Below are 24,492 nucleotides of genomic sequence, written 5' to 3' on the forward strand. Positions count from 1 at the left end.
CACGGCACTGTTCCGGCGGTGCCGTGCGACGGATCCGGGCGGCCACCGCCCGCGTTCCGAAGTTATCCACAGCCCCCGGCACGTGATGACCCCAGCGCCTACGCTGGGGTCCGTCAGGGGGACGAGACACCATACGTACGGCATCGCGCCCGTATGACACAGCATCCAGGGCACACAGGGGGCATGAATGACCGACAGCAGCCATGAGAATGTGCCGAGCAGGCAGCGCAAGCGCTTCACCGGTATCTCCTCGCGGGCCTATGAACACCCGGCGGACCGCTCGGCGCTGGTCGCTCTGCGCAAGCTGAGCGGATTCGACACCGTCTTCAAGGCGCTGAGCGGACTCTTGCCGGAGCGCAGCCTGCGGCTGCTCTTCCTCTCCGACTCGGTACGGGTGAGCGACACCCAGTTCGCGCATCTCAATTCCATGCTGAGGGACGCCTGTTACATCCTGGACCTGGAGAAGGTCCCGTCGATGTACGTCACACAGGACCCGCGCCCGAACGCCATGTGCATCGGCCTGGACGAGCCGATCATCGTGGTCACCACCGGTCTGGTGGAGCTGCTGGACGAGGAGGAGATGCGGGCGGTCGTGGGCCACGAGGTGGGGCATGCGCTCTCCGGCCACTCGGTCTACCGCACGATCCTGCTCTTCCTCACCAATCTGGCGCTGAAGGTGGCCTGGATACCGCTCGGCAATGTGGCGATCATGGCGATCGTCACCGCGCTGCGGGAGTGGTTCCGCAAGTCGGAGCTGTCCGCGGACCGGGCCGGACTGCTGGTGGGCCAGGATCTCCAGGCGTCGATGCGGGGCCTGATGAAGATAGCCGGCGGCAACCATCTGCACGAGATGAACGTCGACGCCTTCCTGGCGCAGGCCGAGGAGTACGAGGCGGGCGGCGACCTGCGGGATTCCGTGCTGAAGATCCTCAATGTGCTGCCCCGCACCCACCCGTTCACCACGGTCCGGGCGGCGGAGCTGAAGAAGTGGGCCGAGAGCCGCGACTACCAGCGGATCATGGACGGACACTATCCGCGCCGGTCGGAGGACAAGGACACCTCGGTCACCGACTCGATCCGGGAGTCCGCCTCGCACTACGCGGACACGGTGCGCACCAGCAAGGACCCGCTGATGAAGCTGGTCGGTGACATAGCCGGCGGCGCGGGCGATCTGGGGGGCAAGCTGCGGGACAAGTTCACGGGCGCCGGCGGCAATGGGAGCACCGGGGGCAAGGGGGACGACAGCACCGGCACCGGCACCGGCACCGGCACCGGCACCGGCTGAGTGACGGGCCCGGCATACCGCTACCCGCTCCTCGGTCCCGCCCGGCCGGGGCGGGGCATGGCTAGCGGGCGAGGCTGCCGGGGGACGGCTGGGCCTGCGGGGCCAGGGAGCCGCAGAGGGCCACTGTGGCGGTTCCCGGCGCGTAGGGGTTGGTGACGGCCGGGCCGGACCGTTCGGCTCGCTCGCCGGCCAGCAGGGGCCGCAGGGTCCCGGACGAGTCGTCCGAGCACGACTGGGGCCCGGCCTGTGTCTGGCTGGTCACGAGTTCGGTGCGGTGCCGGCGGAGATCGTCACGGTCGAAGCGGAAGCGCACTTCGCGGCGGACGGTGAAGAGCGAGGCGCGGTCCGCCGCCAGGGGCCGCTCCCGGACGCCGGACGCGGCCCGGTGCGGCAGCGCGGCCGGCGGTGTCGCACCGGCGCCCTTCCGGATGACCGGGACGGCCGGCGGGCCCGGGGGCGCGGCCGGCCGGAGGGCGTAGGCGAAGGTGTGGTCCGAGGTCACCTCCAGGATGTCGGGGCTCACCTCGGTCACCCGGAGAGCGCCCCGGACGCGCACCGCCGGGTCGGCGAGCGCCACCTCGGCCGGGTCGTAGCGGACCAGCCAGCCGGTGGCGGCGTGACGGCCGTCGGCGGCCGGGCCGGCCATGCTCAGGTCGAACTGCGCCTGCTGATCGGGGTCGAGCAGCACCCGTACGGACCGCACCTTGCCCCCGGTGAGCACATCGGGGGCGAGCGAGGACTCCACCAGATAGTCCTTGGCGGTGGTCAGGGCCGCGATCACCTGGCCCTCGGAGAAGCTCTCGGTCGGCCGTGCGATCGGGAGGGTGATGCCGGAGGCGCCGATGCGGAAGCGGGCCGCGGGGCCGCGGGCGTAGAGCTCACCGGGGGTGCCGCCGGGCACGGATCCGGACGGGGAGAGGGGAACGAGAGTGATGCGCAGCGGGTCGGCCCGCCGGGCGGACGGTGTGGGCTGCGGAGCGCGCAGACTCATATAGGTGGCGGTCCCGAAGGCGAGGGCCACCAGCAGCACCAGCAGCAGGGCGGTGCCCGAGCCGCGTCTCGGGGGCCGGACGGGGAGGCTGCGCACGGCACGCGCGGGTTCGCCCATCCGTTCCCGCGCGGAGAGCTCCTGGAGCCGCGCAGCCTGTACGAACGATTCGTCGAAGACGACGGATCGGTACTCGTCCTCTCCACCGCCGGGGAGACCGTCGGGCGTCCCCTCAGGTGGGCCACCGCGCCCAGCCATACTTTGAGGGTGGGTCCGGCGGGGCCTCGGTAAACGTGCGCGGGGACGGCAAAGTCTGACGAGTGTTCACCCACTCGGATGACGCATCCCGCGAATGGGCGGGCGGGGGTGGTGGGGAGGGGGCGGGGCGGGGGCGGGGGGGGAGCCCCCCATTCGGCGGCGGGTGAGCGGCCGGTCAGGGCGAGCCAGGGTCGGCGGCGATCGGCGGGGCCGGGAATTCCACGGCGTCCGAGGGCACGATGACCCGGTCCAGGGGCGGGCTTCCCCTGGAGGAGCCGGAGAGGGACGGGGTGGGGTCGACGCCGGTGGTGGCGGGCGGGGGGACCTGGTCCTGGCGGTTGCCCGCGGCGCCCCGGTAGACGGCGGTGAAGGCGAGGGCGACCATGCCGATTCCCATCAGCAGGGCCAGCACCCAGGCGACCGGGCGGTGCCAGCGGGCGCTGCTCCGATAGGGGCGGAGGGCGCCGCCGTGCCGGCCGTAGGGGCCGTCCTCGTCGTCGCAGGAGAAGTCGTCGTCCTCGCCGTGCCGGTGGCCGTCGCAGGAGCCGTCGCCGTCGTACGGGTCGTCGTGGGCGCCCCCGCCGGATCCGCCGCGGGCCGCCTCGGCCTCGGCGCGGGCCTGGGCGGCGGCCAGCAGCCGTTCGACGGCGGTCGGTTCATGGATCTTGGCGGACCGGATGAAGTCCTCGTCGAACACCACGGAGGCGAAGTCCTCGTCCGCGCCTCCGCGGTCGTCGTCAGGCTCCCAGCCGTCCGGGAACGGCCTGCCCCCCACGTCGTCCGGCACGGAATCAGAGTAGACCCGGCCGGTGAGTTTGGGCAGACCGAAGGAGAACTCTCCCGCTCCGCTCCTGCGGCCTTCGCTCCGTCCCGCACTCCGTCCGCCACGCCGGGGCGTGTCCGGGGCCTGGGATCCCGGGGACCGCCGCACCGCCGCACCGCCGCCGCACGGCCGCGGATCGGACGGGGCGGGAGAAGGGCGGAGGCCGGACGGGGGCCGGACGGAGCGGCCCATCCGGGGAAGCGGGGGGCGTCCCGCTCCCCGGATGGGCCGAAAAACGACTACCGTGTGTGACCGTCGCCGGTGACAATGTACTTGGTCGAGGTCAGCTCCGGCAGACCCATCGGACCTCTGGCGTGCAGTTTCTGTGTGGAGATGCCGATCTCCGCACCGAAGCCGAACTGACCACCGTCCGTGAATCTGGTGGAGGCGTTCACAGCGACCGTGGTCGAGTCGACCAACTGGGTGAAGCGGCGGGCGGCGGCCTGCGAGGTGGTGACGATCGCCTCGGTGTGCCCGGAGGACCAGCGGCGGATGTGGGCCACCGCGGCGTCCAGTGAGTCGACCACGGCCGCCGCGATGTCGTAGGAGAGGTATTCGGTCTCCCAGTCCTCCGCCGTGGCCGCCACCACGGTGGCCTTGGTCCCTTCCGCGTACGGCAGGACCCGCTCGTCGCCGTGGACGGTGACCCCGGCCTCCGCGAGCGCCTCCAGCGCGCGCGGCAGGAAGGCGCCGGCGATGTCCTGGTGGACCAGCAGGGTCTCGGCGGCGTTGCAGACGCTGGGGCGCTGCGCCTTGGAGTTGACGAGAATGTCCACGGCCATGTCGAGATCGGTTTCGGCGTCGACATAGACATGGCAGTTGCCGGTGCCGGTCTCGATGACGGGGACGGTGGACTCCTCGACGACGGTACGGATGAGTCCGGCACCGCCGCGCGGGATCAGTACGTCGACCAGCCCGCGGGAGCGCATCAGCTCGCGCACCGAGTCGCGGGACTCGCCGGGCACCAGCTGGATCGCGTCGGCGGGCAGTCCCGCCCCGGCGATGGCGTCGCGCAGCACCTCGACGAGGGCGGTGTTGGAGGAGTACGCGGAGGAGGAGCCGCGGAGGAGGACGGCGTTGCCCGACTTGAGGCAGAGCGCGGCGGCGTCGACGGTGACATTGGGCCGGGCCTCGTAGATGATGCCGACGACGCCGAGGGGCACACGGATCTGGCGCAGATCGATTCCGTTGGGGAGGGTCGAGCCGCGCACCACCTCGCCGACCGGGTCGGGCAGCGCCGCGACATGGCGCACATCGGCGGCGATGGCCCGCACCCGCTCGGGGGTGAGGGTGAGCCGGTCGATGATCGACTCGCTGGTGCCGGCCTCCCGGGCGCGCTCGACGTCCTCGGCGTTGGCGGTGACGATCGCCTGCGCACGTGCTTCCAGCGCGTCCGCGATCGCCAGCAGCGCGTCGTCCTTGACCGACCGCGGCAGGGGTGCGATGTCGGCCGCGGCGGCCCGCGCCCGGTGGGCGGTCCGGGCGACCGGAGAGAGGTTGTCGTACGGCGGGAGCGGCGAGGGCGTCGTCATACCCGCAGGGTAGTGCGCTCGCCGCGGCCGTCCGTCCGCTATCCCGTACTGCGAGACGCGGCACCGGTGACGGCGGTGAGCGGGGAGGGGATGGCGGACGGAGGGCGAAGGGGCCGGGTGGTCAGAAGGGGTGGACGCCCACCGGGGAGGCCGGCGGCGGGCCGTATCCCTCGGCCACCCGCTGGTGGTAGGTCTGGCGGTCGATCACCTCCAGGCCCACGATCTTCCAGGGCGGCAGCTGGGCGGTGGCGCGGTGCTCACCCCACAGCCGCAGGGCGACCGCCGCCGCGTCATGGAGGTCGCGGGCCTCCTCCCAGTACCGGATCTCGGCGTGGTCATTGGCGTATCTGCTGGTCAGCAGGAAGGGATGGTCGTGCGCCAGTTGTTCCAGACCGCGTCTGACCTCCTTGAGCGGAGCCTCGGCGCCGGAGACGCTGAGGGTGATGTGCCACAGCTTCGACTGGATGTGCTCCTCGCCGTGCGCACCGGGCTCGGCGCGCCGGCCGGCACTCGGCAGCCGCGCCGGTCCGTGGTGCTCCCGCTCGCCTCCGCGGGCGGCGGGCCCGCCGGCCGCGTCGGGACCGCCCGCGGGCTCGTCGGCACCGTCGAAATCGGCGCCTGCCCCGACGCTGGTCAGGGTTCGTTCCTCGCCCGCCGTCCTGCGGGTGTGTTCGCCCGCGGTCCGGCGGATGTGCGGGACGCCCCCGTTCCCTCGGGGCACATCCCCTGGGCGCGCTCGTCTCACCGGCGGCCTCCTGTTTGCATATGTCGACTTGCTGTTACCCCGCCATACCCCCCGCAACAAAGTTGACCAGTCCTGGACGGAACATGGGGCGCTTTTGGTAAAGGTCCCTGTTGGTTGACCCGTCTTTCAGCCGTTTCAGGGGTTCAGGACGACCAGATCGTCCCTGTGTACGACTTCGCGCTCGTACTCGGGTCCGAGCTCCCGGGCGAGTTCGCGGGTGGAGCGGCCGAGGAGCCGGGGCATCTCCCGGGCGTCGAAGTTGACCAGTCCGCGGGCGACCGCCCGGCCGCGGGGGTCGCGGAGTTCGACCGGGTCCCCGGCGCTGAAGTCGCCCTCGACGGAGGAGATTCCGGCGGGCAGCAGGGATTTCCCCCGGTGCAGTACGGCGTCGACGGCTCCGTCGTCGAGGAGCAGGGCGCCCCTCGGGGCGGAGGCGTGGGCGAGCCAGAGCAGCCGGTCGGCGGAGCGGCGTCCGGTGCTGTGGAACCAGGTGCCGGTGGCCCGGCCGGCGAGTGCGTCGGCGGCGTGCACGGTGGAGGTGAGGACGACGGGGACGCCGGCCGCGGCGGCGATTCTGGCCGCCTCGACCTTGGTGGCCATGCCGCCGGTGCCCACTCCCGCCTTGCCCGCGCTGCCGATCTCGACATGGGCGATGTCGGCGGGGCCGCGTACCTCCTCGATCCTGCTGGTGCCGGGTCTGGCCGGATCGCCGTCGTAGAGGCCGTCGACGTCGGAGAGGAGGACGAGGAGGTCGGCGCGGACGAGATGGGCGACGAGGGCGGCGAGCCGGTCGTTGTCGCCGAAGCGGATCTCGTCCGTGGCGACGGTGTCGTTCTCGTTGACGACGGGGAGCGCGCCCATGGCGAGGAGCTGGTCGAGGGTGCGGTAGGCGTTGCGGTAGTGGGCGCGGCGGCTGATGTCGTCGCTGGTGAGCAGGACCTGCCCGACGCGTACGCCGTAGCGGGCGAAGGAGGCGGTGTAGCGGGCGACGAGGAGCCCCTGGCCGACGCTGGCGGCGGCCTGCTGGCGGGCCAGGTCCTTGGGACGGCGGGGCAGTCCGAGCGGGGCGAGTCCGGCGGCGATGGCGCCGGAGGAGACCAGGACGACCTCCCGCTCGCCGCCGCCGGAGGGTGTTCCGCCGGGGTTGCGGGCCTTGGCGAGTACGTCGACGAGGGCATCCACCCGGTCGGCGTCGAGTCCTCCCGAGGCGGTGGTCAGGGAGGACGAGCCGACCTTGACGACGATCCTGCGAGCCTGGGTTACCTGCTGCCTTGCCACTGTCACAGTGCGAATCTATGCCAGGCCCGGGGGCGGGCGCGGCCCTATTTCACCGGCTGGACAGCGGCAGCCCGTTCGCGGTCCGCCGGCGCCGGTCCGCTCGTGGTCCGCCGGCGCCCGTCCGCTCGTGGTCCGCCGGCGCCCGTCCGCTCGGGGTGATCGCTGCCGGTCCGCTCGGGAATCGGTGCCGGTCCGCCCGCCGCGGCCGGGTGCCGTTCCCGGGAACGGCCGCGGCCCGTACGGAGATCTCCGTACGGGCCGCGGGCGGATCGGGTCAGCGCGCCAGGGGTGCCTGCGCGCCGGCGGATTCTACGCGCTCGGCCTCGGCGGGCCGGGCGGTCGGGCCGGCGTCCGGCTCGTGGTTGACCTCGCGCTGTGCCTGCTCGCTCAGGCGCTGTTCGACGCCCTGGTTGCGGGCCTCGGCCTCGGCGCGGAGGGTGCTCACGGCGGTGTTGAAGCGCTCCATGGAGGTGGGGTGGTCGGGGCCGAGGAGGTACTCCTTCAGCTCCCGGCGGGCCCGGGCCAGCGGGTCGCGCTCCGGTGCGGTGACCGATTCCAGCAGGACGTCGATCTCCGCGGCGCTGTTGCCGAGGATGACGGCGGCCCGCGCGGCGGTGTTCTGCCGCTGGAACTCGGCGGCGCCGAGCTCGGCGGAGTCGGTCACGGCGTACGGCTTGCCGCTCGCCATGAAGTCGGAGACGACGCTGGAGATGTCGGAGACCATGGCGTCGGCGGCGTTGAAGCAGTCGTACAGCCGCGGCTCGGCGCCGGTCACGATCAGGTGCTCCCACCAGCCGGTGGAGCGCCAGTAGGCGTCGTTCCAGTCGGCGCGGAGCTGCTTGATGCGCTCCATGCGGACCGGGTCGGCGAGGCAGTCGCGGGATTCCTGGGCCTCGTCGCCGCCGGCGCGTACCCAGACGGCGGCCGCGGCGAGTTCGCCCTCGATACGGGTGAGTTCGGCGCGGGCGGCGGCCTGGCCGGACTTGGCGGCGGCGGCTTCGGAGCTCCACCGGGGGTCGGTGGCGCGGGCCGCGGCGGCGGCCTTGACCATGGCGGTGATCCGCAGGTGGACGGCCTTGGCCTTCTTGTTGCGGATTCCGGTGAAGGGGTGGGGCTTGTAGATCAGCCGTACCGGCTTCTCGGCCTCCAGCAGCCGCCGGACGATGTTCTCGCCGGCGAGGAGCAGCGAGGTGTTGCCGGGGTTGTCGTCCCAGCCCTCCCAGGTGGGTGCGTAGAGCACGGTGGGGATGGGGTTGGCGGGGGTGCCGGTCCAGGTCTCGATGGGGGCGAGCTGGGGCCGCCCGACCTCCACGATGTCGTCGTCGCGGACGCCGACGTCGGCGAGTGCGTACCGGTCGCGGCCGGCCCGCCCGGCGGTCCAGACCTCGTCGTAGACCTTGCTGAAGGGGTTGACGCTGGCGAGCTTGTCGCTGTCGCCGTGGCCGATGAAGACGTGCTGCATGGTCGGGACGCGCAGCAGGTGGATGTTCTTGCCGACATTGGCGGGGTAGAGCGCGACCCGGACCGTGGAGAGGTCGAGGTTCATCAGATGGGTGGCGGCGGGCACGCAGAGCACCGGTACGGCGGTGGGCTGCAGCTTGGTGACCAGCTCGCGCTCGCGCATGATGATCAGCGGCCGGCCCTCGATCTGCTCCATCGTCTCCAGCCACATGTTGGCCTGGTAGGCGGACTCGTTGGAGCCGGAGAAGTAGAGGACGGCGGTGGGCCGGTATTCGAGCAGCCAGGTGCTGACGGCCTTGAGGACGGCGGGCGCGCCCGGGACCCGGCGCCTGCGCAGATAGGGGATCAGCGCGATGGTGTAGACGGTGCCGAGGAAGAGGGTGAGGCCGACGCCGGCGTAGCCGATGAGGTCGTTGTCGAGGACGACGGCGAGCATTATTCCGGCGACGGCGGGGATGTCGAGGTGGAGCATCTTCTCGGCGGAGCGGCGCATCAGCGCGGAGGGTGCCGCGTCGGGGATGCGTACGCCGCTGAGGTCGACATTGCGGGTGACGATCGGCAGGGTGCGGCGGAGCCGGATCAGTGTCGTCAGCGCGCCGTGCGGTCCCTGGAGGCCGAAGAAGACCAGGAATCCGGCGACGGCGACATAGAAGAGGGTGCTGTCCGCCATGCCCTCGCGGGCGAGCAGCAGGACCAGGAGGAGCTGGCGGAGCAGGAAGCGCATCGCGAGACCGAGGCGGACCTTGCCGAGCCGGTTGATCAGATAGCTGTTCTTATGGTGCAGATACCGGTCGGCCGCGTAGGTCACGGCACCCGCGGCCGCGAAGAGCCAGATGCTCGGGAGCAGTGCGGCGAGCATGACGCTCGGGTAGCCGAGCACGATCAACAGCGCGGCGGCCAGCTCCGAACGGCTGCCGACACGTGCCAGACGAATGGCGGTCGAAATCACGAAGAACCTGCTCCAAGGGGTGCCGGTTGGTCCTTTTTCATGGAAAATGCGAAGTACCGGAACCCACCGCCCGGGCCGGGACTTACAAGGACCCGAGGGCGGAGTCGGTACTTCGAACAGTGCGGGCCCCCCTCATCCCCCGCGTCCCCGGTATTTCACACGGGGACGCCCCCTCGGAGGGCCCTAAAACCACTGCGCCTGCTATTGACGCAATAACAGTGAATTATTGCATATCTTCTTCGCGGTCCAGGACCGCCGCCAGCGCCTGCTCGAAGCCCGACGCCTCGCTCGCCCCCCGGGTGGGGTCCTGCTGGCGCACGTCGATGACATGGCCGGTCAGTTCGGAGAGCAGCACATCCAGCGAGGTGCGGGCGACGGCCTCGGAGGAGAGCAGCGAACCGGCGGGCTCGGCGCCGAACGCCTTCGTCCGCATCGGGGTCGCGGTGCGCTCGGGATTGACGCAGTTCACCCGGATTCCGTCATTCGCCCATTCATCCGAGAGCGCCTGGGTCAGATTGACCATTGCCGCCTTGGTGGATGAGTAAAGGCTGTACTCGGCACGGCCGCGGGTATAGCTGGAGGAAGTGTAGAGAAGGAGCTGCCCCTTCGTCTCCGCCAGGTATTTGTACGAAGCACGGGCAATCTGCACGGGCGCCAGGTAATTGACGTTCAGTGCTTCCTGAATGGTGAGATTGTCCGTCTCGGCCAGCTTGCCGATGCGGAGGACTCCGGCGGTGTTGATGACGTAGTCGATCCGGCCGGTCTCGGAGTACGCCTTGGAGAGCGCGTCGTCCACGTGCTCCGGGTTCTCGACATGGGTGCCGGTGGTGGAGCGGCCGAGCGCGTAGACCTGGGCGCCGTAGGTGCGGGCCAGTGCGGCGATGTCGGCGCCGATGCCGTACGAGCCGCCGAAGACGACCAGGGTGCGGCCGGCGAGCAGCTCGCGGTAGGCGGCCTCGTCGGCCTGGACCGGGGCGGCGGTGGAGGCGAGCTGGAAGAGCTTGTCGGCGATGAAGACGTCGACCGGCTGGGTCACCTTCATGTTGTACTCGTCGCCCGCGACGACATGGATCGGCACATCCGGCAGGTACTTGAGGACCACCGAGCAGTCGTCGGTGGCCTGGAAGTTCGGGTCGCCGGCGGCGACTTCGTACGCCCTGCGGATGGTGGAGAGCTTGAACGCCTGCGGTGTCTGGCCGCGGCGGAGGCGGGAGCGGTCGGGGACGTCGGTGATGAACTCGCCGTCGTCGCCGTGGGTGCGGGTCACGATGATGGTGTCCGCGGACGGGATGGCGACATCGACGGCGGCGTACCGCTCCAGGGCGGTCACACAGTCCTGGATCACGCGCTGTGACAGCAGCGGGCGGACGGCGTCGTGGAAGAGGACATTGCGGTCCTCGCCCTCGGCCAGCCCCTCGCCGAGGGCGGCGATGGCGCGCTCGGTCGTCTCATTGCGGGTCGCGCCGCCCTCGATGACGCGGGTCACCTTGGTGAGCCCGGCCTTGGCGACGATCCGCTCCACATCGGGCACATAGCCGGGTGCCATCAGCACGATCACATCGTCAATGGATTCCGCTTGCTCGAAGATCGAGAGGGTGTGCTCGATCACCGCCTTACCGGCGATCTTCAACAGCTGCTTCGGAATCGACAGGCCCACTCGCTGGCCGGTACCTCCAGCGAGCACAACTGCCGTGGTACGGGGCTTGGCTTCGTGCGGCACAGACACAGAACGACCTACCTTGAGACGAGTGGGAGACTGTGCGATCGTCGCACTCTGCGTGACCCTGGTGCAAGACGAGCATCAGCTCGCTCACACGATGCGGACACCTGGCGTTCACCGTGTGGCCAGCGAGGTTGGCCGGCCACCGGTCGCCCTGCCCAGTGATGGAGAACACAGGTTAGCGGTGATTGACAGGACGCCGGACCCGGGGTCCCGGTCCACCGCACGCGGGCTCCGGGCCGTCCCGCCCGGCCCTGTTCCGGAACCCTCCCCGGCCGGGCCGTGCGCGCCGGCCGCCCGATGGCCGCCGGCGCCGGGGATCAGCGGTCGGCGACGGTCACCAGCAGGGAGTTCTCCTTGTTGTAGACAAAGCCGACGGTGACCAGGAGCGGGGGGCGGCGGGTGAGCTTCCGCAGCACCCGGCGGGCGAGGAGCAGCGGTCTCCGCTTCTGCGCGAGCTTGCCCGGGTAGACATGGACGTCACTCTTCCGGACCACGTCGTCGAGCAGCCTGGCGACCCGGACGGGGGCCCGGTCGGGGGCGTACCGCAGCCACAGACTCCAGCGGTCGCGCTCGCTCTCGCGGTGGGCGGCGAGGAGATCGCAGTTCACGGCGGCGGTGAAGGCGCGGGTCCCGGTGAGGGGTCCGGCGGGGTTGGCGGCGGAGGCGCCGAGAGGAGTTCCGGCGGGGGTGGCGGCGGGGTTCTCGCCGTGGGGGCCGGCGGGGAAGGCGAGCTCGGTACGGCCCCGGCGGAGCAGCAGGGCCGGGGGCCCGGACGGTTCGGCCGGGCCGATCAGTCTGCCGGTGAGGATGAGCTCCCGGCCCGAGACCCGGATGTCGCCCGCTTCCGCGTGGACGGGGCGCACCCAGGAGCGGAGGGCCAGCTCGGCCCCCGGGGTGCGCCGGAAGGGGACGAGATGGCGCACCCCGGAGCCGGGGTCGAGCCGGCCGGCGGGACGCAGTGAGCCGCGCTGGTCGACGGCGCGGGCGAGCAGCGGTGCGCGCCGCGGACCGTCGGCGGATTCGACCCGGCAGAGCCACTCGCCCTCGACGAAGTCCTCGCCGGGCGGGATCACGGCGGTGCCCTCCGGGGTGAGGGGATAGCTCCGCTCCGGGGTCTTTCCGCCGGAGGGGCCGGTGAGAGCACAGACGAGCCGCGCGCCGTCGGGCGGCGGGGCGGTGGCGATCAGGGTGACGGTCAGGGAGCCGTCCTCCTCCGCGACACAGTCGGCGACGGCACCGGGATCGGGGCCGGTGTCGGGGCCGGAACCGGGCGGCACCGGGCCGGGGGCGGATGCCGGGGTGGTACGGGAGCGGGCGGGCGGCCCGGCGGCCGTGGCCGCGCCGGTGTCCGCGTCCGGGATCGGGGCCGGGTCGGGGGTGCGGGCCAGGGCCGGTACCGCGGCCTCCGCCGCCCTGCGCGCGGCGCCCGTGCGGAGTTCGGCGAAGAGGGCGTCGTACCGACCGGCGATGGCGGCCGGGTCGTAGCGGCGGGCGTTCTCGATGGCGGCGGAGCCCAGGGCGCGGCGGCGGGCCGGGTCGTCGATGAGTCCGCGGATGGCCCCGGCGATCGCCTCGGTGTCGCCGACCGGTACGAGGAGCCCGTCGACACCGTCCTTGATGATCTCGCGCGGGCCGTAGTCGCAGTCGGTGCTGACGACGGGCAGTCCGCAGCGCATCGCCTCGACCAGGGTCATCCCGAAGGATTCGTGGCGCGAGGTGGAGACGGCGATGGCGCCCTTGACCCACTCGGGTTCGATGGGTGAACGCGGGCCCATCAGATACACGCTGTTGTAGAGGCGGTGTTTCTCGATGCAGCGGCGGAGTCCGGCCTTGACGGTGCCCCAGCCGTAGATCCGCAGAGTCCACTCCGGGTGGGTGGCGACGACGGAGGCGAAGGCCCTGATCAGTACCTCGTACTGCTTCTCGGCGGAGAGCCGGCCGGCCGCGACGACGATGTTCCCGGCGAGGTCGGAGGGGGCGACGACGGGTGCGGGGACGCTGTTGGGGATGGCGAGGACCCGGGTGCCGGGCAGGGGCAGGTTCTCCCGCCACACGGCCGCGTCCCCTTCGGAGACGGTCACCAGGGCGTCGATGCGTTCGAGGCTGGGGCGCAGTTCCTCGCGGAGCGCGGCGCGGTGGTGGTTGTGGCTCATGTGTTCCTGGCCGATGACCACGGCGCGGGCGGGGGCGAACCGGGCGGCGTAGGCGACGAGTCCGGGCCGGGTGCCGATGACGACATCGGCGTCGGATGCCGCGTAGTGGGCGCGGACGCGTTCATCGGTGAGCCGGCTGTATTCGCGGTGCCGGGCCTCATTGCGGGGGAAGAACTCGGCGGGTTCGCGGTGGGCGGGGTGGGTCTCCTCATTCTCCGGGGAGCCCGCGCAGGTGTTCACCAGGGGGACGACGGTGATTCTCGGGTCGATGGCGAACAGCGGAATTTCGCGGTGCCGGAATACGGAGACGATTTCGACGTCGTGCCGGGCGGCGAGTTCCTCCGCGAGATTCAGTGTGGTGCGGATGGTCCCGCCGATGCCGTAAACGGTGTGAATGAGTAAAGAGATCTTCACCAGTGCTCCGCTCGCCCGCTGCGGTCCGCCTCGTCCGGCACCGTCCGGACGGCGGAGCGGCGCGGGGGGAGGGAGGGACCGAGGAGGAGTATGCCGATACCAGACAAAAACATCATGGTGGGCAAAATTCCCCCGCCAGGCGAGCGGACACGCCGGAGCGTGTACGTTCCGTGACCCAATGTCACTCGAACGGCCGCCCGCGATGGGTGCGCCCCGGGCGGAGAGCGGTTCCGGGAACGCGAACGGGCCCGGCGGGAAACCGCCGGGCCCGGTGAGATCGCGCGGTCCCTCGGCCGGGACCCGCACCCCCTACTTGAAGGGGTCGAACTCGTCGTACTCCCGCTGGGCGTCGTCGCGGGCGGCGTCGCGGTCGCGGCGGCGCTGGGCGGCGGGGCGGGGCTCGTCGAGGCGGTGGTCCTCGCCGCGGCGGCCGAGCATCTCGGCGCCGGCCATCACGGTCGGCTCCCAGTCGAACACCACGGCATTCTCCTCGGGGCCGATGGCGACGCCGTCGCCACCGCGGGCGCCGGCCTTCATCAGCGCCTCCTCGACACCGAGGCGGCTGAGCCGGTCGGCGAGGTAGCCGACCGCCTCGTCGTTGCTGAAGTCGGTCTGGCGCACCCAGCGCTCCGGCTTCTCGCCGCGCACCCGATAGATGCCGTCCTCCTCCTGATTGACGGTGAAGCCCGCGTCGTCGACGGCCTTCGGCCGGATGACGACCCGGGTGGACTCCTCCACCGGCTTGGCGGCGCGCGCCTCGGCGACGATCCCGGCGAGGGCGAAGGAGAGCTCCTTCAGCCCGGTGCGGGCGACGGCGGAGACCTCGAAGACCTGGTAGCCGCGGGCCAGCAGATCGGGGCGGATCATCTCGGCGAGGTCCAGGCCGTCGGGGATGTCGACCTTGTTGAGGACGACCAGCCGGGGCCGGTCGTCGAGCCCGCCGTACTGCCGCAGCTCGTCCTCGATCACATCGAGGTCGGTGAGCGGGTCGCGGTCGGACTCCAGGGTCGCGGTGTCCAGGACGTGCACCAGGACCGAGCAGCGCTCGACATGGCGCAGGAACTCCAGGCCGAGGCCCTTGCCCTGGCTGGCGCCGGGGATCAGGCCGGGGACGTCCGCGATGGTGTAGACGGTGGATCCGGCGGTGACCACGCCCAGGTTCGGGACCAGGGTGGTGAAGGGGTAGTCCGCGATCTTCGGCTTGGCGGCGCTGAGGACGGAGATCAGCGAGGACTTGCCGGCGCTCGGGTAGCCGACCAGGGCCACATCGGCGACGGTCTTCAGCTCCAGCACGACATCGCGCGCCTCGCCGGGCACGCCGAGCAGGGCGAAGCCGGGGGCCTTGCGGCGGGCGGAGGAGAGCGCGGCATTGCCGAGGCCGCCGCGCCCGCCCTGGCCGGCGATGAAGGTGGTGCCCTGGCCGACGAGGTCGGCGAGGACATTGCCCTCGCGGTCGAGCACCACGGTGCCGTCCGGGACGGGAAGGACCAGATCCTGGCCGTCCTTGCCGGAGCGGTTGTCGCCGGCGCCGGGCTGGCCGTTGGTGGCCTTGCGGTGCGGGCTGTGGTGGTACTCGAGCAGGGTGGTGACGGACTGGTCGACGACCAGGATCACATCGCCGCCACGGCCGCCGTTGCCGCCATCGGGGCCGCCGAGCGGCTTGAACTTCTCCCGGTGAACGGAGGCGCAGCCGTGGCCTCCGTTACCCGCGGCGACATGCAGCTCGACGCGGTCCACGAAGGTGGTCATGGGTGTGCCTCCATTTTTCACGGAATTGTTTTACGTGTAACACAGCGAAGGCGGACCCGCTTCCCGATGAGGGAAGTGAGATCCGCCTCCGCAGAAAACCCGCAGAAATCATTGCGCGGTTGCCGTGAGGGGCCGAATACGGCCCCGGACCGAAAGGTCCTTGATCAGACGGCGACCGGAACGATGTTCACGACCTTGCGGCCGCGGTGCCGGCCGAACTCGACCGCACCGGCGTTCAGCGCGAACAGCGTGTCGTCGCTGCCGCGGCCGACGCCCGCGCCGGGGTGGAAGTGGGTGCCGCGCTGGCGGACCAGGATCTCACCAGCGTTGACGACCTGACCGCCGAAGCGCTTCACGCCGAGCCGCTGGGCATTGGAGTCGCGACCGTTCCGGGTGGACGATGCGCCCTTTTTGTGTGCCATGTCTCCTCAGTCCCTTACTTCGCGGCCGCGGGAATGCCGGTGACCTTGATCCCCGTGTACTGCTGACGGTGACCCTGGCGACGGCGGTAGCCGGTCTTGTTCTTGTAGCGAAGGATGTCGATCTTCGCGCCCTTGTGGTGGTCCACGACCTCGGCCGTGACCTTGATGCCGGCCAGCACCCACGGGTCGCTGGTCACGGCGTCGCCGTCGACAACGAGCAGGGTAGAGAGCTCTACCGTGTCGCCAACCTTGGCGGTGGGAATCTTGTCAACCTCAACGATGTCACCGACAGCAACCTTGTGCTGGCGGCCACCGCTGCGCACGATGGCGTACACGCGGATCTCACTCTCGCTCGTAAACGGACCCCCTGATGCCAGCCGCTCGCACAGGCCGAGCCTGCGGCGATCCGGGAGGATGAGCGGCCTCTCCCGTGGCGGAAACGCCGCCGGGAGGGAGGTGCTCAGGGGTGGGCGCGTATGGACACACACCGGTGAGCCAGGTTACGGGGCCCACTGCGGAGGGTCAAACCGGCTCGACCGGGCGGCTGCTCACGGGCCCGTGAGCACCGGGCCGTACGCTGAGCGGGCGAAGCCGCGCACCGGAAGGCAGAGAAGTGAACTACAGGGTCCAGCCCACCGCCCAGGTCGACGACAGCGCCGAGATCGGCGCCGGGAGCAGCGTCTGGGAGCTCGCCCAGATCCGTGAGAAGGCCAGGCTCGGCGAGGGCTGTGTCATCGGCCGCGGCGCCTATGTCGGCACCGGTGTGCGGATGGGCGACAACTGCAAGCTCCAGAACTACGCCCTGGTGTACGAGCCCGCCGAGCTCGGCGACGGTGTCTTCATCGGCCCCGCGGTGGTCCTCACCAATGACCACAACCCCCGCTCGGTCGACCCCTCCGGCCAGCAGAAGCGCGGCGGCGACTGGGAGGCCGTGGGGGTGCGGATCGCCGACGGCGCGTCCATCGGCGCCCGCGCGGTCTGTGTCGCCCCGCTGGAGATCGGCCGCTGGGCCATGGTCGCCGCGGGTGCGGTCGTGACCCGGGACGTCCCGGACTTCGCGCTGGTCGTCGGGGTGCCGGCGCGGCGGATCGGGTGGGTCGGGCGGTCGGGTGTGCGGCTGGTCGAGCGGGAGGGTGAGGCGGGGGTGTGGGAGTGCCCGCGGACGGGTGAGGTGTACGAGGAGAGGGACGGGGTGCTGGGGTTGCGGGCGTAGGGGTGGGGCGGGGGCGGGGGCGCCGGGTGCGGGTGCGGGTGCGGGTGCGTTGCGGGGCTCCGCCCCGAGCCCCGCGCCTCAATCGCCGGCGGGGCTGGATTCTCCGCCGGGCGCGGGCCCTCCCGGGGCTCCGCCCCGGACCCCGCTCCTCAAACGCCGGAGGGGCTGATTTTCCGGGCCCACGCCTTCACTCCGGCGGGGGTGACATTCCGGCCCCGCGCCTTCACTCCGGCGGGGCTGATTTTTACGCTCCGCGCCTTCACTCCGGCGGGGCTGGATTCGCGCCTCCCGCCTCACAGGCCGGAGGGACTGACGATTTTCCCGCCCCGCGCCTCAGTACCAGAGCGACCGGATTCGCTGCCGAGCGCCGGCGGGGCTGACATTCCGGCCCCGCGCCTCATGCTTCGGAGAGGTCGGCGATCTTCATGCCGATGCCCCGGCCGCCTTTCGGGGCGGCCGGGGCATCGGCGTATGGAAGACAGGAAGGTCAGCCGCCGATGACGACGCGGCGGACACCCTCCCAGCGGGCCGGGTCCGTGGTGCGGCGGCCGTCGACCAGGACGGTGACGTCCGGGAGGTCGGCGGCGGCCAGCTCGCGGTACTCGGCGTGGTCGGCCTGGAGGATCGCCGCGGTGACCTTCTCGCCCCGGTGCGGGGTGAGGCCGTGCGCGGTCAGCTCCTCGTCGGTGTACATCGGGTCCGACACGAAGGGGATCGCCCCGCGCGCGGCCAGCGCCTCGACGGTCGGGAAGACGCCGGAGAACGCGGTCTCCTTCACCCCGCCGCGGTAGGCGGCGCCCAGCACCAGCACCTCGACCCCGGTGAGGTCGCCGTACGCGGCGGCCAGCAGGTCGACGGCGTACTCGGGCATCGCGGCGTTCGCCTCGCGCGCCGAGCGGACCACGGTGGCCTCGGGGTCGTTCCACAGGTACATCCGGGGGTAGATCGGGATGCAGTGGCCGCCGACCGCGATACCGGGCTGGTGGATGTGGCTGTAGGGCTGCGAATTGCAGGCCTCGATGACCTTCTTCACATCGATGTCGTTCTTGTCGGCGAACCGGGCGAACTGGTTCGCCAGACCGATGTTGACATCGCGGTAGGTGGTCTCGGCGAGCTTGGCCAGCTCGGACGCCTCGGCGGTGCCCAGGTCCCAGACGCCATTGGCGCGCGGCAGGTCCTCGCGCTCGTCGAAGTCGAGCACCTGCTCGTAGAAGTCGACACCGCGGCGCGCGGACGCGTCGTCGATGCCGCCGACCAGCTTGGGGTAGCGGCGCAGGTCGGCGAAGACCCGGCCGGTGAGGACCCGCTCCGGGGAGAAGACCAGGTGGAAGTCCTCGCCCGCGGTGAGGCCGGAGCCCTCCTCCAGCATCGGCGCCCAGCGGGTGCGGGTGGTGCCGACCGGCAGGGTGGTCTCGTAGGAGACCAGGGTGCCGGGCTTGAGGCCCTTGGCGATGGCCTTGGTGGCGGAGTCCATCCAGCCGAAGTCGGGGGTGCCCTCGGCGTCCACGAAGAGCGGGACGACGACCACGACGGCCTCGGACTGCGCGACGGCCGCGGCGGTGTCGGTGGTGGCGCTCAGCAGGCCCGCGCCGACGGTCTCCTTGAGCAGCCGGTCCAGGTCGTGCTCACCGGGGAAGGGCTCGGTGCCGGCGTTGACCAGCTCGACGACCTTCTCGTTCACATCGGCGCCGATGACCTTGTGGCCCTTGGCCGCGAACTGCACGGCCAGCGGAAGCCCGATCTTGCCGAGCGCTACTACACAGATATTCAACGGGTTACTTCCTCTTCACACGGACCAGACGGGACCGCACCCGCGGCCACCATCGCTTCTGGGGCGGGAACAGCACACTGGTCACGATGACCATCCGGCCCTTGCCATTGACACGCGCGGCCACCCGGTACGGGATGGCGCTGCGCCAGCGCCGGGCGAGCGGCATCGGCTCGCCGCGGGCGGGCACGGGGATCTCGTACACCGATCCCGCGACCTCCAGATACACGCGCACCGCGAGTGAGGCGGTGCGGGCCGCGATGGGGATGCGGGCCCTCACCACCGTACCCGTACCGCCGCCGGGCTCGGGCTCCCGGGTGAACTCGCCCACGGCCGGGGGCAGTTCATGGCCGGCGGGGAGCCGGCGGGCGCCCGCCTTGTTGCCGGACTTGGGGAAGGTGTCCTTCATCAGCCGGACGAGGGCGACGGAGTCCCCGCCGGTCCCGGCCGGCTCCGTGACGGGCACCCGTATCGCCATGGAGAGGAACAGATCGTCGCCGTTCTGCTCCCACCGGGAGTCCAGCAGCCGGGTACCGGCGGCCAGCCGGCCCGGGACCGACTCGCCGGCCAGTTCGAAGACGGTGTCGGGGAGATTGACCAGCGGTTCGCGGAAGCCCGCGTACGGGATGTACGCCCGGTCGCCCTCCAGCAGGAAGACCGGACCGTTCGACGTCTCGTCCTCGATCGCCCGGACGAGCTGGTCGACCGCCCCGAGCTGGGCCAGGCTCAGCCTGACCCGGCGCTGCACCGGCAGCTTGGCGCGCAGCGGGTCGGTGAGGTACTTGTCGGCCAGCTCGGCGATCCCGGCGCACACCCGGTGCCGGGTCAGCGAGTCCAGTGCGGGGAAGTCGTCCTGCACCAGCTTGGCGAGCTCCCAGGTGAAGTGGCGCTCGAAGAGGGTGTCCCGGTCGGGGCCGGGCTCGACCAGCTCGGCCGCGTGGTGCATGATCCGCGCGGCACAGCGCAGCCGGGCCAGATGGTCGGCGCGGTAGGTGATGTTGCTGGAGTCACCGCGCTTGACCGCGTAGTAACAGGTGTAGTCGGCGAGCACCGAGATCTTGCGGGCCCGGACACACGCCTCGATGGTGAACGGCTGGTCGCTGCCGACCGGCATGTCCTCCGGGAAGCGCAGCTTGTGCCGCTCGACGAGCTGCCGGCGGAACAGTTTGGTGTTCGCCAGCGTGAAGGGGAGCGCCGAGTCGAAGAGGCTGATGTCCGGGGCGGACTCCTTGTAGAGCGCCTGGTGGACATAGCGGCCGTTGGTGCCGACCATCTTGCCGACGACGATGTCGGAGCCGTGCTCGTCGGCGTAGCCGACCATCCGGGCCAGTGCCTCCGGGCCCAGATGGTCGTCGGACCCTATGAAATAGACATAGCGGCCGGTGGCCAGCTCCAGAGCCCGGTTGCTCGGCGCGGCCGGACCACCCGAATTCGGCTGGTGCACGACCTTGAAGACGCCGGGGTGGCGTTCGGCGAAACGATCCAGCTCAGCACCGCTGTCGTCGGTGGATCCGTCATCGACGGCCACGACCTCCAGCCGGTCCAGGCCGATGCTCTGCCCGACGAGGGAGTTCAGGCACTCCGTCAGGTAGGGCATCGTGTTGTAGACGGCGACGACGACGGTGACATCCGGGGTGGTCGTCATGTCACGCCCCGGGGCCACGACCCGGCATCAGCCGGGTGTAGAGCTTGTCCAGCACCTCGGCCTGGGCTTCCCAGGTCCAGTCGTCGAGCAGGCCCGGCTTGTCGTAGGCGGCCTTGTAGCGCTGGGGGTCGGCCAGCACTCTGCGGATCGCGCGCGCCAGGTCGGCGGGGTCCTCCGCGGTGAAGACCTCGCCCTGACCGGTGGTGTTCACCATCTCGGACATGGTCTTCACATCGCTGACGACCAGCGGCAGCCGGGCGTGCGAGTACTCGAAGAACTTGGTGATCAGCGCGATCTCGTGGTTGGGCCAGTGGTGGATCGGGATGCAGCCGATGTCGGCGGCGGACAGGAAGCGGACCACCTGCCAGTGCGGCACATACGGCACCACGTGCAGCCTGTCCCCCACGCCGAGCTCCTCGGCGCGCTGCTGGAGGCCGACGACATAGGCCGGCGGCGGGTTGGGCGCGACGAACACCATGTGCACATCGTCCAGCAGCGGCAGCGTCTCCACCATGTCACCGAGACCGCGCTGGGGTCCGGGGACACCGCTGTAGACGACCAGCGGGACGTCCGGGCCGATGCCGCACAGCTCGCGCAGGTCCGGGACGGGCTCGGTGTCACCGGCGACGACGGAGGTCTCGCCCGGCGCGATGGGCTTGTACGGGGCGTTGAGGACGACCGTCGGCTGTTCCTTGAGGCCGTGCCGGTCGACCAGCCAGTCCCCCAGGCCCTCGGAGACGGTGACGATGGCGTCCGCGTACGGGACGTACTCGGCCTCCTGGGCGATGTTGCCCGGGAGCCAGCGGCCGTTGTCCTGCCAGGGGCGGACACCGGGGAGGTACTCGTGGGCGTCCCAGACCAGCTTGACCTGGCGGCCGGCCGCGCGGGCGCGGACGGTGGCGCGGGCGCCGACGCCGATCATGCGGAAGTCGTGGGCGTGGATGATGTCGGGTTCGAGCGAGTCGATCTCTTTGCAGTAGGCGAGCTCGAAGTCCCACAGCGAGGGCTCCAGCCGGCGCCAGGCGCGGTTGCCCTTGAGCGCCGTCCAGGAGGAGGTGAAGGCGCGGTCCACGGGTCCGCGCAGCGCGCGTCCGGCCTTGCGGGCCTCGGCGGTCTGCTTGCTGCGGACGCTGATCCACTTCTGCACGATGCGGGAGACCGGTCCGGCGACGACCAGCCGGGCCTTCTCGGTCTTGCGGAAGAGGGGGGAGCCGACGGCCTGCGGCAGGACGCGGAGGGCGGCCTTGCGGGTGGCGATGTCGGCACGCCATGCCTTGGCCCACTGGCGGCGATAGGCGGCCATGGGGCCCGGCGGGTACGCCAGCGGCTTGCGCAGCAGCGAGCGGTGGCGCTCGGCGTGGCGCCGGGAGAGGGGCGTCTTCATCGGGATGAGCCGCACCTCGGCGTCGCCGAGCTTCCAGGTGCGGGCCTGCGCGGCAGTGCGGACGAACCCGATGAGCACGACGTCCCAGCCCGCCGCCGCGGCGGACTCGGCGGTCTTCTGCACGCGCGAGTCGCCCTCGACCTTGTTGGCCACGAGCATGACGACCCGGCCCTTGGTCGGGCGGGGCGTCTCCGCACTCTGCATTTCCATGAACAGCCTTTCTGGAACCAATCACTTGAGGAAGTCACCCAGACCCGCGCGGTCCGGTTTCCGTCGTGGTACGCGGGGAAGGTCTCCCCTCGCGTACTTCCCTTCGGATGGAACACAGAGCTGGGCTTCCCCTTCGCCCCCTCGCGGAGGCCCGGGGACGGGCCCGGTACGGCTCCACCGCTTCCGCGGTGGGTACCCGACCCGTCAACTAGACGAATGAGCGGGCCGTACGGATGCCCTCTGATCGCGGGCAATCCGTACGGCCTTGCCGTCGCCGTGGGTCAGGCAGCTCCGCCGTCGCGGTCGTCGAGACGGACGGTGGTTCCCTCGGCCGCGGAACGCAGTACCGCCGCCGCCACCTCGACTGTACGCAGACCCTGGCGCAGGGTGCAGATCTCGTCGGACTTGCCGAGCATCGCGTCCCGGAAGAGCTCGTGCTCGACGAGGAGCGGCTCGCGCTTCGGGATGGCGTACCGGATCATGTCGCCCTCGGCGACCCCGCGGAACGCCTGGAGGGCCTCCCACTCGGTGGCCTGGGCGGCGTTGGAGTAGAAGGTGAGGTCGGCGGTGAGGGTGTCGGCGATGAAGCAGCCGCGCTCGCCGGTGACCGAGGTGAACCGCTCCTTGAGCGGGCTCAGCCAGTTCACCAGGTGGTTGACCATGGTGCCGTCGGAGAGCTGGCCGACGGCGGAGACCATGTCCTCGTGGGGGCGGCCCGACTTCGAGACGGTGCGTGCCGCGATGGAGGTGTAGGTCTGGCCGGTCACCCAGCCGGTGAGGTCGATGTCGTGGGTGGCGAGGTCCTTGACCACGCCGACATCGGCGATCCGGTGCGGGAAGGGGCCCTGGCGGCGGGTGACGATCTGGTACACGTCGCCCAGCTCGCCGGCCTCCAGCCGCTGCCGCAGCGAGCGCAGCGCGGGGTTGCAGCGCTCGATGTGGCCGACTCCGGCGACCAGGCCGCGGGACTCGAAGGCGTCGACGAGCTTGCGGGCGCCCTCGACGGTGTCGGCGACCGGCTTCTCGATCAGGGCGCCGATACCGGCGTCCGCGAGCTGGAGGCCGACTTCCTCGTGGAGCGCGGTCGGGCAGGCGACCACCGCGTAGTCGATGCCGAGCGCTATCAGCTCGTCCACGGTCGACAGGACGGGGGCGCCCTGCGCCCAGCCGTTCTTGTCGCCCATCGGGTCCACGACGCCCACGAAGTGGACACCGTCGAGCGAGGCGAGGACACGGGCGTGGTGCCGGCCCATCGAGCCGAGGCCGATCAGGCCGGCCCGCAGCTGCTGGGCTCCCCCGGTGGTCACAGGTTCTCTCCAAGATCGTTCACGGCGGCGACGATGCGGTCCAGGTCAGCGGCCGACAGCGACGGATGGACGGGCAGCGAGACGACCTCGGCGGCGGCCTTCTCGGTCTCGGGCAGGTCCCAGTTGCGGCCCGCCTTCTGGTCCGGCTCCCAGAACGGCTTCAGCCGGTGGATGGGGGTCGGGTAGTAGACGGCGTTGCCGATGCCGGCCTCGGTGAGCGCGGCCATGGCGGCGTCGCGGTCCCCGCGGACACGGATCGTGTACTGGTGGAAGATGTGACGGGCGCCCTCGGCGACGGTGGGGGTCGTCACGGCGGGTGCGCTGATGTGCTCGGTGAGGTAGGCGGCGTTGGCGATGCGCTGCTCGGTCCAGCCGTTCAGCTTGGAGAGCTGTACCCGCCCGATGGCCGCGGCCACGTCGGTGAGCCGCATGTTCATACCGATGATCTCGTTGGCGTACCGCTGCTCCATGCCCTGGTTGCGCAGCAGGCGCAGGGTGCGCGCGATCTCGGCGTCACCCGTGGAGACCATGCCGCCCTCGAGGGAGTGCATGTTCTTGGTCGGGTAGAAGCTGAAGGTGCCGCCCGCGCCGAAGGCTCCGACGGGGGTTCCGTTCAGGGAGGCGGCGTGGGACTGACAGGCGTCCTCGACCACGGCGAGCTTGTGCTTGGCGGCTATGGCCATGATCTTGTCCATCGCGGCGGGGTGGCCGTAGAGGTGGACGGGCATGATCGCGGCGGTGCGCGGGGTGATGGCGGCCTCGACGGCGGCCGGGTCGAGACCGAAGCTGTCGGGCTCGATGTCGGCGAAGACGGCGTCGGCGCCGACCAGCCGGACGACATTGGCCGTGGCGGCGAAGGAGAAGGAGGGGACGATCACCTCGTCGCCGGGGCCGATGCCGAGGGCCAGGAGCAGGAGGTGGAGGGCGGAGGTGCCGGAGTTCACCGCGACGCAGTGACGGCCGTCGACCAGCTCCGAGAAGCTCTCCTCGAAGGCGGCGACCTCGGGGCCCTGTACGACCCGGCCGCTGCGCAGCACCCGTACGGCTGCTTCGATCTCTTCTTCACCGATGACCGGGCGGGCAGCGGGAATGGGCTGCTGACTCGTCGTCATGGACGTCCTCCTTGAACACCGCGAAAGCTGTCTGTGGCAGGAGGTTCGGAGTGGCGGGCGTCTTGCGAGGCCG

General features: G+C 71.2%; 18 protein-coding genes. 2 read left to right on the forward strand and 16 right to left on the reverse strand.

The window, feature by feature from the left end; translation table 11 throughout:
• Positions 1–187: 187 nt before the first annotated feature.
• A complete protein-coding gene (locus tag AAFN69_RS05890) occupies positions 188–1,285 on the forward strand; it encodes a M48 family metallopeptidase (RefSeq protein WP_347727192.1) in 1,098 nt (365 codons plus the stop codon).
• 61 nt (positions 1,286–1,346) lie between these two features.
• Here AAFN69_RS05890 and AAFN69_RS05895 read toward each other — a convergent pair whose 3' ends face one another.
• The 11 genes from AAFN69_RS05895 to rplU all read right to left on the reverse strand — a co-directional run bounded on the left by AAFN69_RS05895 (position 1,347) and on the right by rplU (position 16,115).
• Positions 1,347–2,531: a hypothetical protein gene (locus AAFN69_RS05895; protein WP_347727193.1), complete on the reverse strand. Its 1,185-nt coding sequence runs from the start codon at positions 2,529–2,531 to the stop codon at positions 1,347–1,349.
• A 175-nt stretch (positions 2,532–2,706) separates the two neighbouring features.
• Positions 2,707–3,318: a hypothetical protein gene (locus AAFN69_RS05900; RefSeq protein WP_347727194.1), complete on the reverse strand. Its 612-nt coding sequence runs from the start codon at positions 3,316–3,318 to the stop codon at positions 2,707–2,709.
• Between the two features lie 275 nt (positions 3,319–3,593).
• Entirely contained in the window at positions 3,594–4,886 is a 1,293-nt protein-coding gene (locus AAFN69_RS05905) for a glutamate-5-semialdehyde dehydrogenase (protein ID WP_347727195.1), read from the reverse strand.
• A 121-nt stretch (positions 4,887–5,007) separates the two neighbouring features.
• Positions 5,008–5,631 carry a hypothetical protein gene (locus AAFN69_RS05910; RefSeq protein ID WP_347727196.1) on the reverse strand — a complete coding sequence of 208 codons (624 nt, stop codon included), beginning with the start codon at positions 5,629–5,631 and terminating at the stop codon, positions 5,008–5,010.
• A gap of 135 nt (positions 5,632–5,766) precedes the next feature.
• Positions 5,767–6,915 carry a glutamate 5-kinase gene (proB, locus tag AAFN69_RS05915; protein WP_347727197.1) on the reverse strand — a complete coding sequence of 383 codons (1,149 nt, stop codon included), beginning with the start codon at positions 6,913–6,915 and terminating at the stop codon, positions 5,767–5,769.
• A gap of 268 nt (positions 6,916–7,183) precedes the next feature.
• Complete coding sequence (locus AAFN69_RS05920) at positions 7,184–9,319, reverse strand: hypothetical protein (protein ID WP_347727198.1); 2,136 nt, start codon at positions 9,317–9,319, stop codon at positions 7,184–7,186.
• A 223-nt stretch (positions 9,320–9,542) separates the two neighbouring features.
• On the reverse strand, positions 9,543–11,045 hold the full coding sequence (locus tag AAFN69_RS05925; RefSeq protein ID WP_347727199.1) for a bifunctional cytidylyltransferase/SDR family oxidoreductase: 1,503 nt from the start codon (positions 11,043–11,045) through the stop codon (positions 9,543–9,545).
• Positions 11,046–11,359: 314 nt separating this feature from the next.
• Entirely contained in the window at positions 11,360–13,609 is a 2,250-nt protein-coding gene (locus AAFN69_RS05930) for a glycosyltransferase (protein WP_347727200.1), read from the reverse strand.
• Between the two features lie 309 nt (positions 13,610–13,918).
• Positions 13,919–15,358: a GTPase ObgE gene (obgE, locus tag AAFN69_RS05935; RefSeq protein WP_347727201.1), complete on the reverse strand. Its 1,440-nt coding sequence runs from the start codon at positions 15,356–15,358 to the stop codon at positions 13,919–13,921.
• Between the two features lie 164 nt (positions 15,359–15,522).
• On the reverse strand, positions 15,523–15,780 hold the full coding sequence (rpmA, locus tag AAFN69_RS05940; RefSeq protein WP_347727202.1) for a 50S ribosomal protein L27: 258 nt from the start codon (positions 15,778–15,780) through the stop codon (positions 15,523–15,525).
• 14 nt (positions 15,781–15,794) lie between these two features.
• A complete protein-coding gene (rplU, locus tag AAFN69_RS05945) occupies positions 15,795–16,115 on the reverse strand; it encodes a 50S ribosomal protein L21 (RefSeq protein WP_347727203.1) in 321 nt (106 codons plus the stop codon).
• A 278-nt stretch (positions 16,116–16,393) separates the two neighbouring features.
• On the opposite strand from rplU, the gene AAFN69_RS05950 reads away from it, so the two are divergent.
• Positions 16,394–16,993 (forward strand): acyltransferase, encoded by a 600-nt coding sequence (locus AAFN69_RS05950; RefSeq protein ID WP_347727204.1) that lies wholly within the window; start codon positions 16,394–16,396, stop codon positions 16,991–16,993.
• Positions 16,994–17,480: 487 nt separating this feature from the next.
• On the opposite strand, the gene AAFN69_RS05955 is transcribed toward AAFN69_RS05950, so the two are convergent.
• From AAFN69_RS05955 to AAFN69_RS05975, 5 genes are all read right to left on the reverse strand, one after another.
• Positions 17,481–18,764 carry a nucleotide sugar dehydrogenase gene (locus AAFN69_RS05955; protein ID WP_347727205.1) on the reverse strand — a complete coding sequence of 428 codons (1,284 nt, stop codon included), beginning with the start codon at positions 18,762–18,764 and terminating at the stop codon, positions 17,481–17,483.
• 4 nt (positions 18,765–18,768) lie between these two features.
• Positions 18,769–20,406: a glycosyltransferase family 2 protein gene (locus AAFN69_RS05960; protein WP_347727206.1), complete on the reverse strand. Its 1,638-nt coding sequence runs from the start codon at positions 20,404–20,406 to the stop codon at positions 18,769–18,771.
• Between the two features lies 1 nt (position 20,407).
• Positions 20,408–22,000 carry a glycosyltransferase family 4 protein gene (locus AAFN69_RS05965; protein WP_347727207.1) on the reverse strand — a complete coding sequence of 531 codons (1,593 nt, stop codon included), beginning with the start codon at positions 21,998–22,000 and terminating at the stop codon, positions 20,408–20,410.
• Positions 22,001–22,281: 281 nt separating this feature from the next.
• A complete protein-coding gene (locus tag AAFN69_RS05970; RefSeq protein WP_347727208.1) occupies positions 22,282–23,307 on the reverse strand; it encodes a Gfo/Idh/MocA family oxidoreductase in 1,026 nt (341 codons plus the stop codon).
• Entirely contained in the window at positions 23,304–24,419 is a 1,116-nt protein-coding gene (locus AAFN69_RS05975) for a DegT/DnrJ/EryC1/StrS family aminotransferase (RefSeq protein ID WP_347727209.1), read from the reverse strand. Before AAFN69_RS05975 ends, AAFN69_RS05970 begins: the two co-directional genes overlap by 4 nt.
• Between the last annotated feature and the right edge of the window lie 73 nt (positions 24,420–24,492).

The sequence above is a fragment of the Streptomyces sp. CAU 1734 genome (genome assembly GCF_039888735.1).
Lineage (GTDB): Bacteria > Actinomycetota > Actinomycetes > Streptomycetales > Streptomycetaceae > Streptomyces.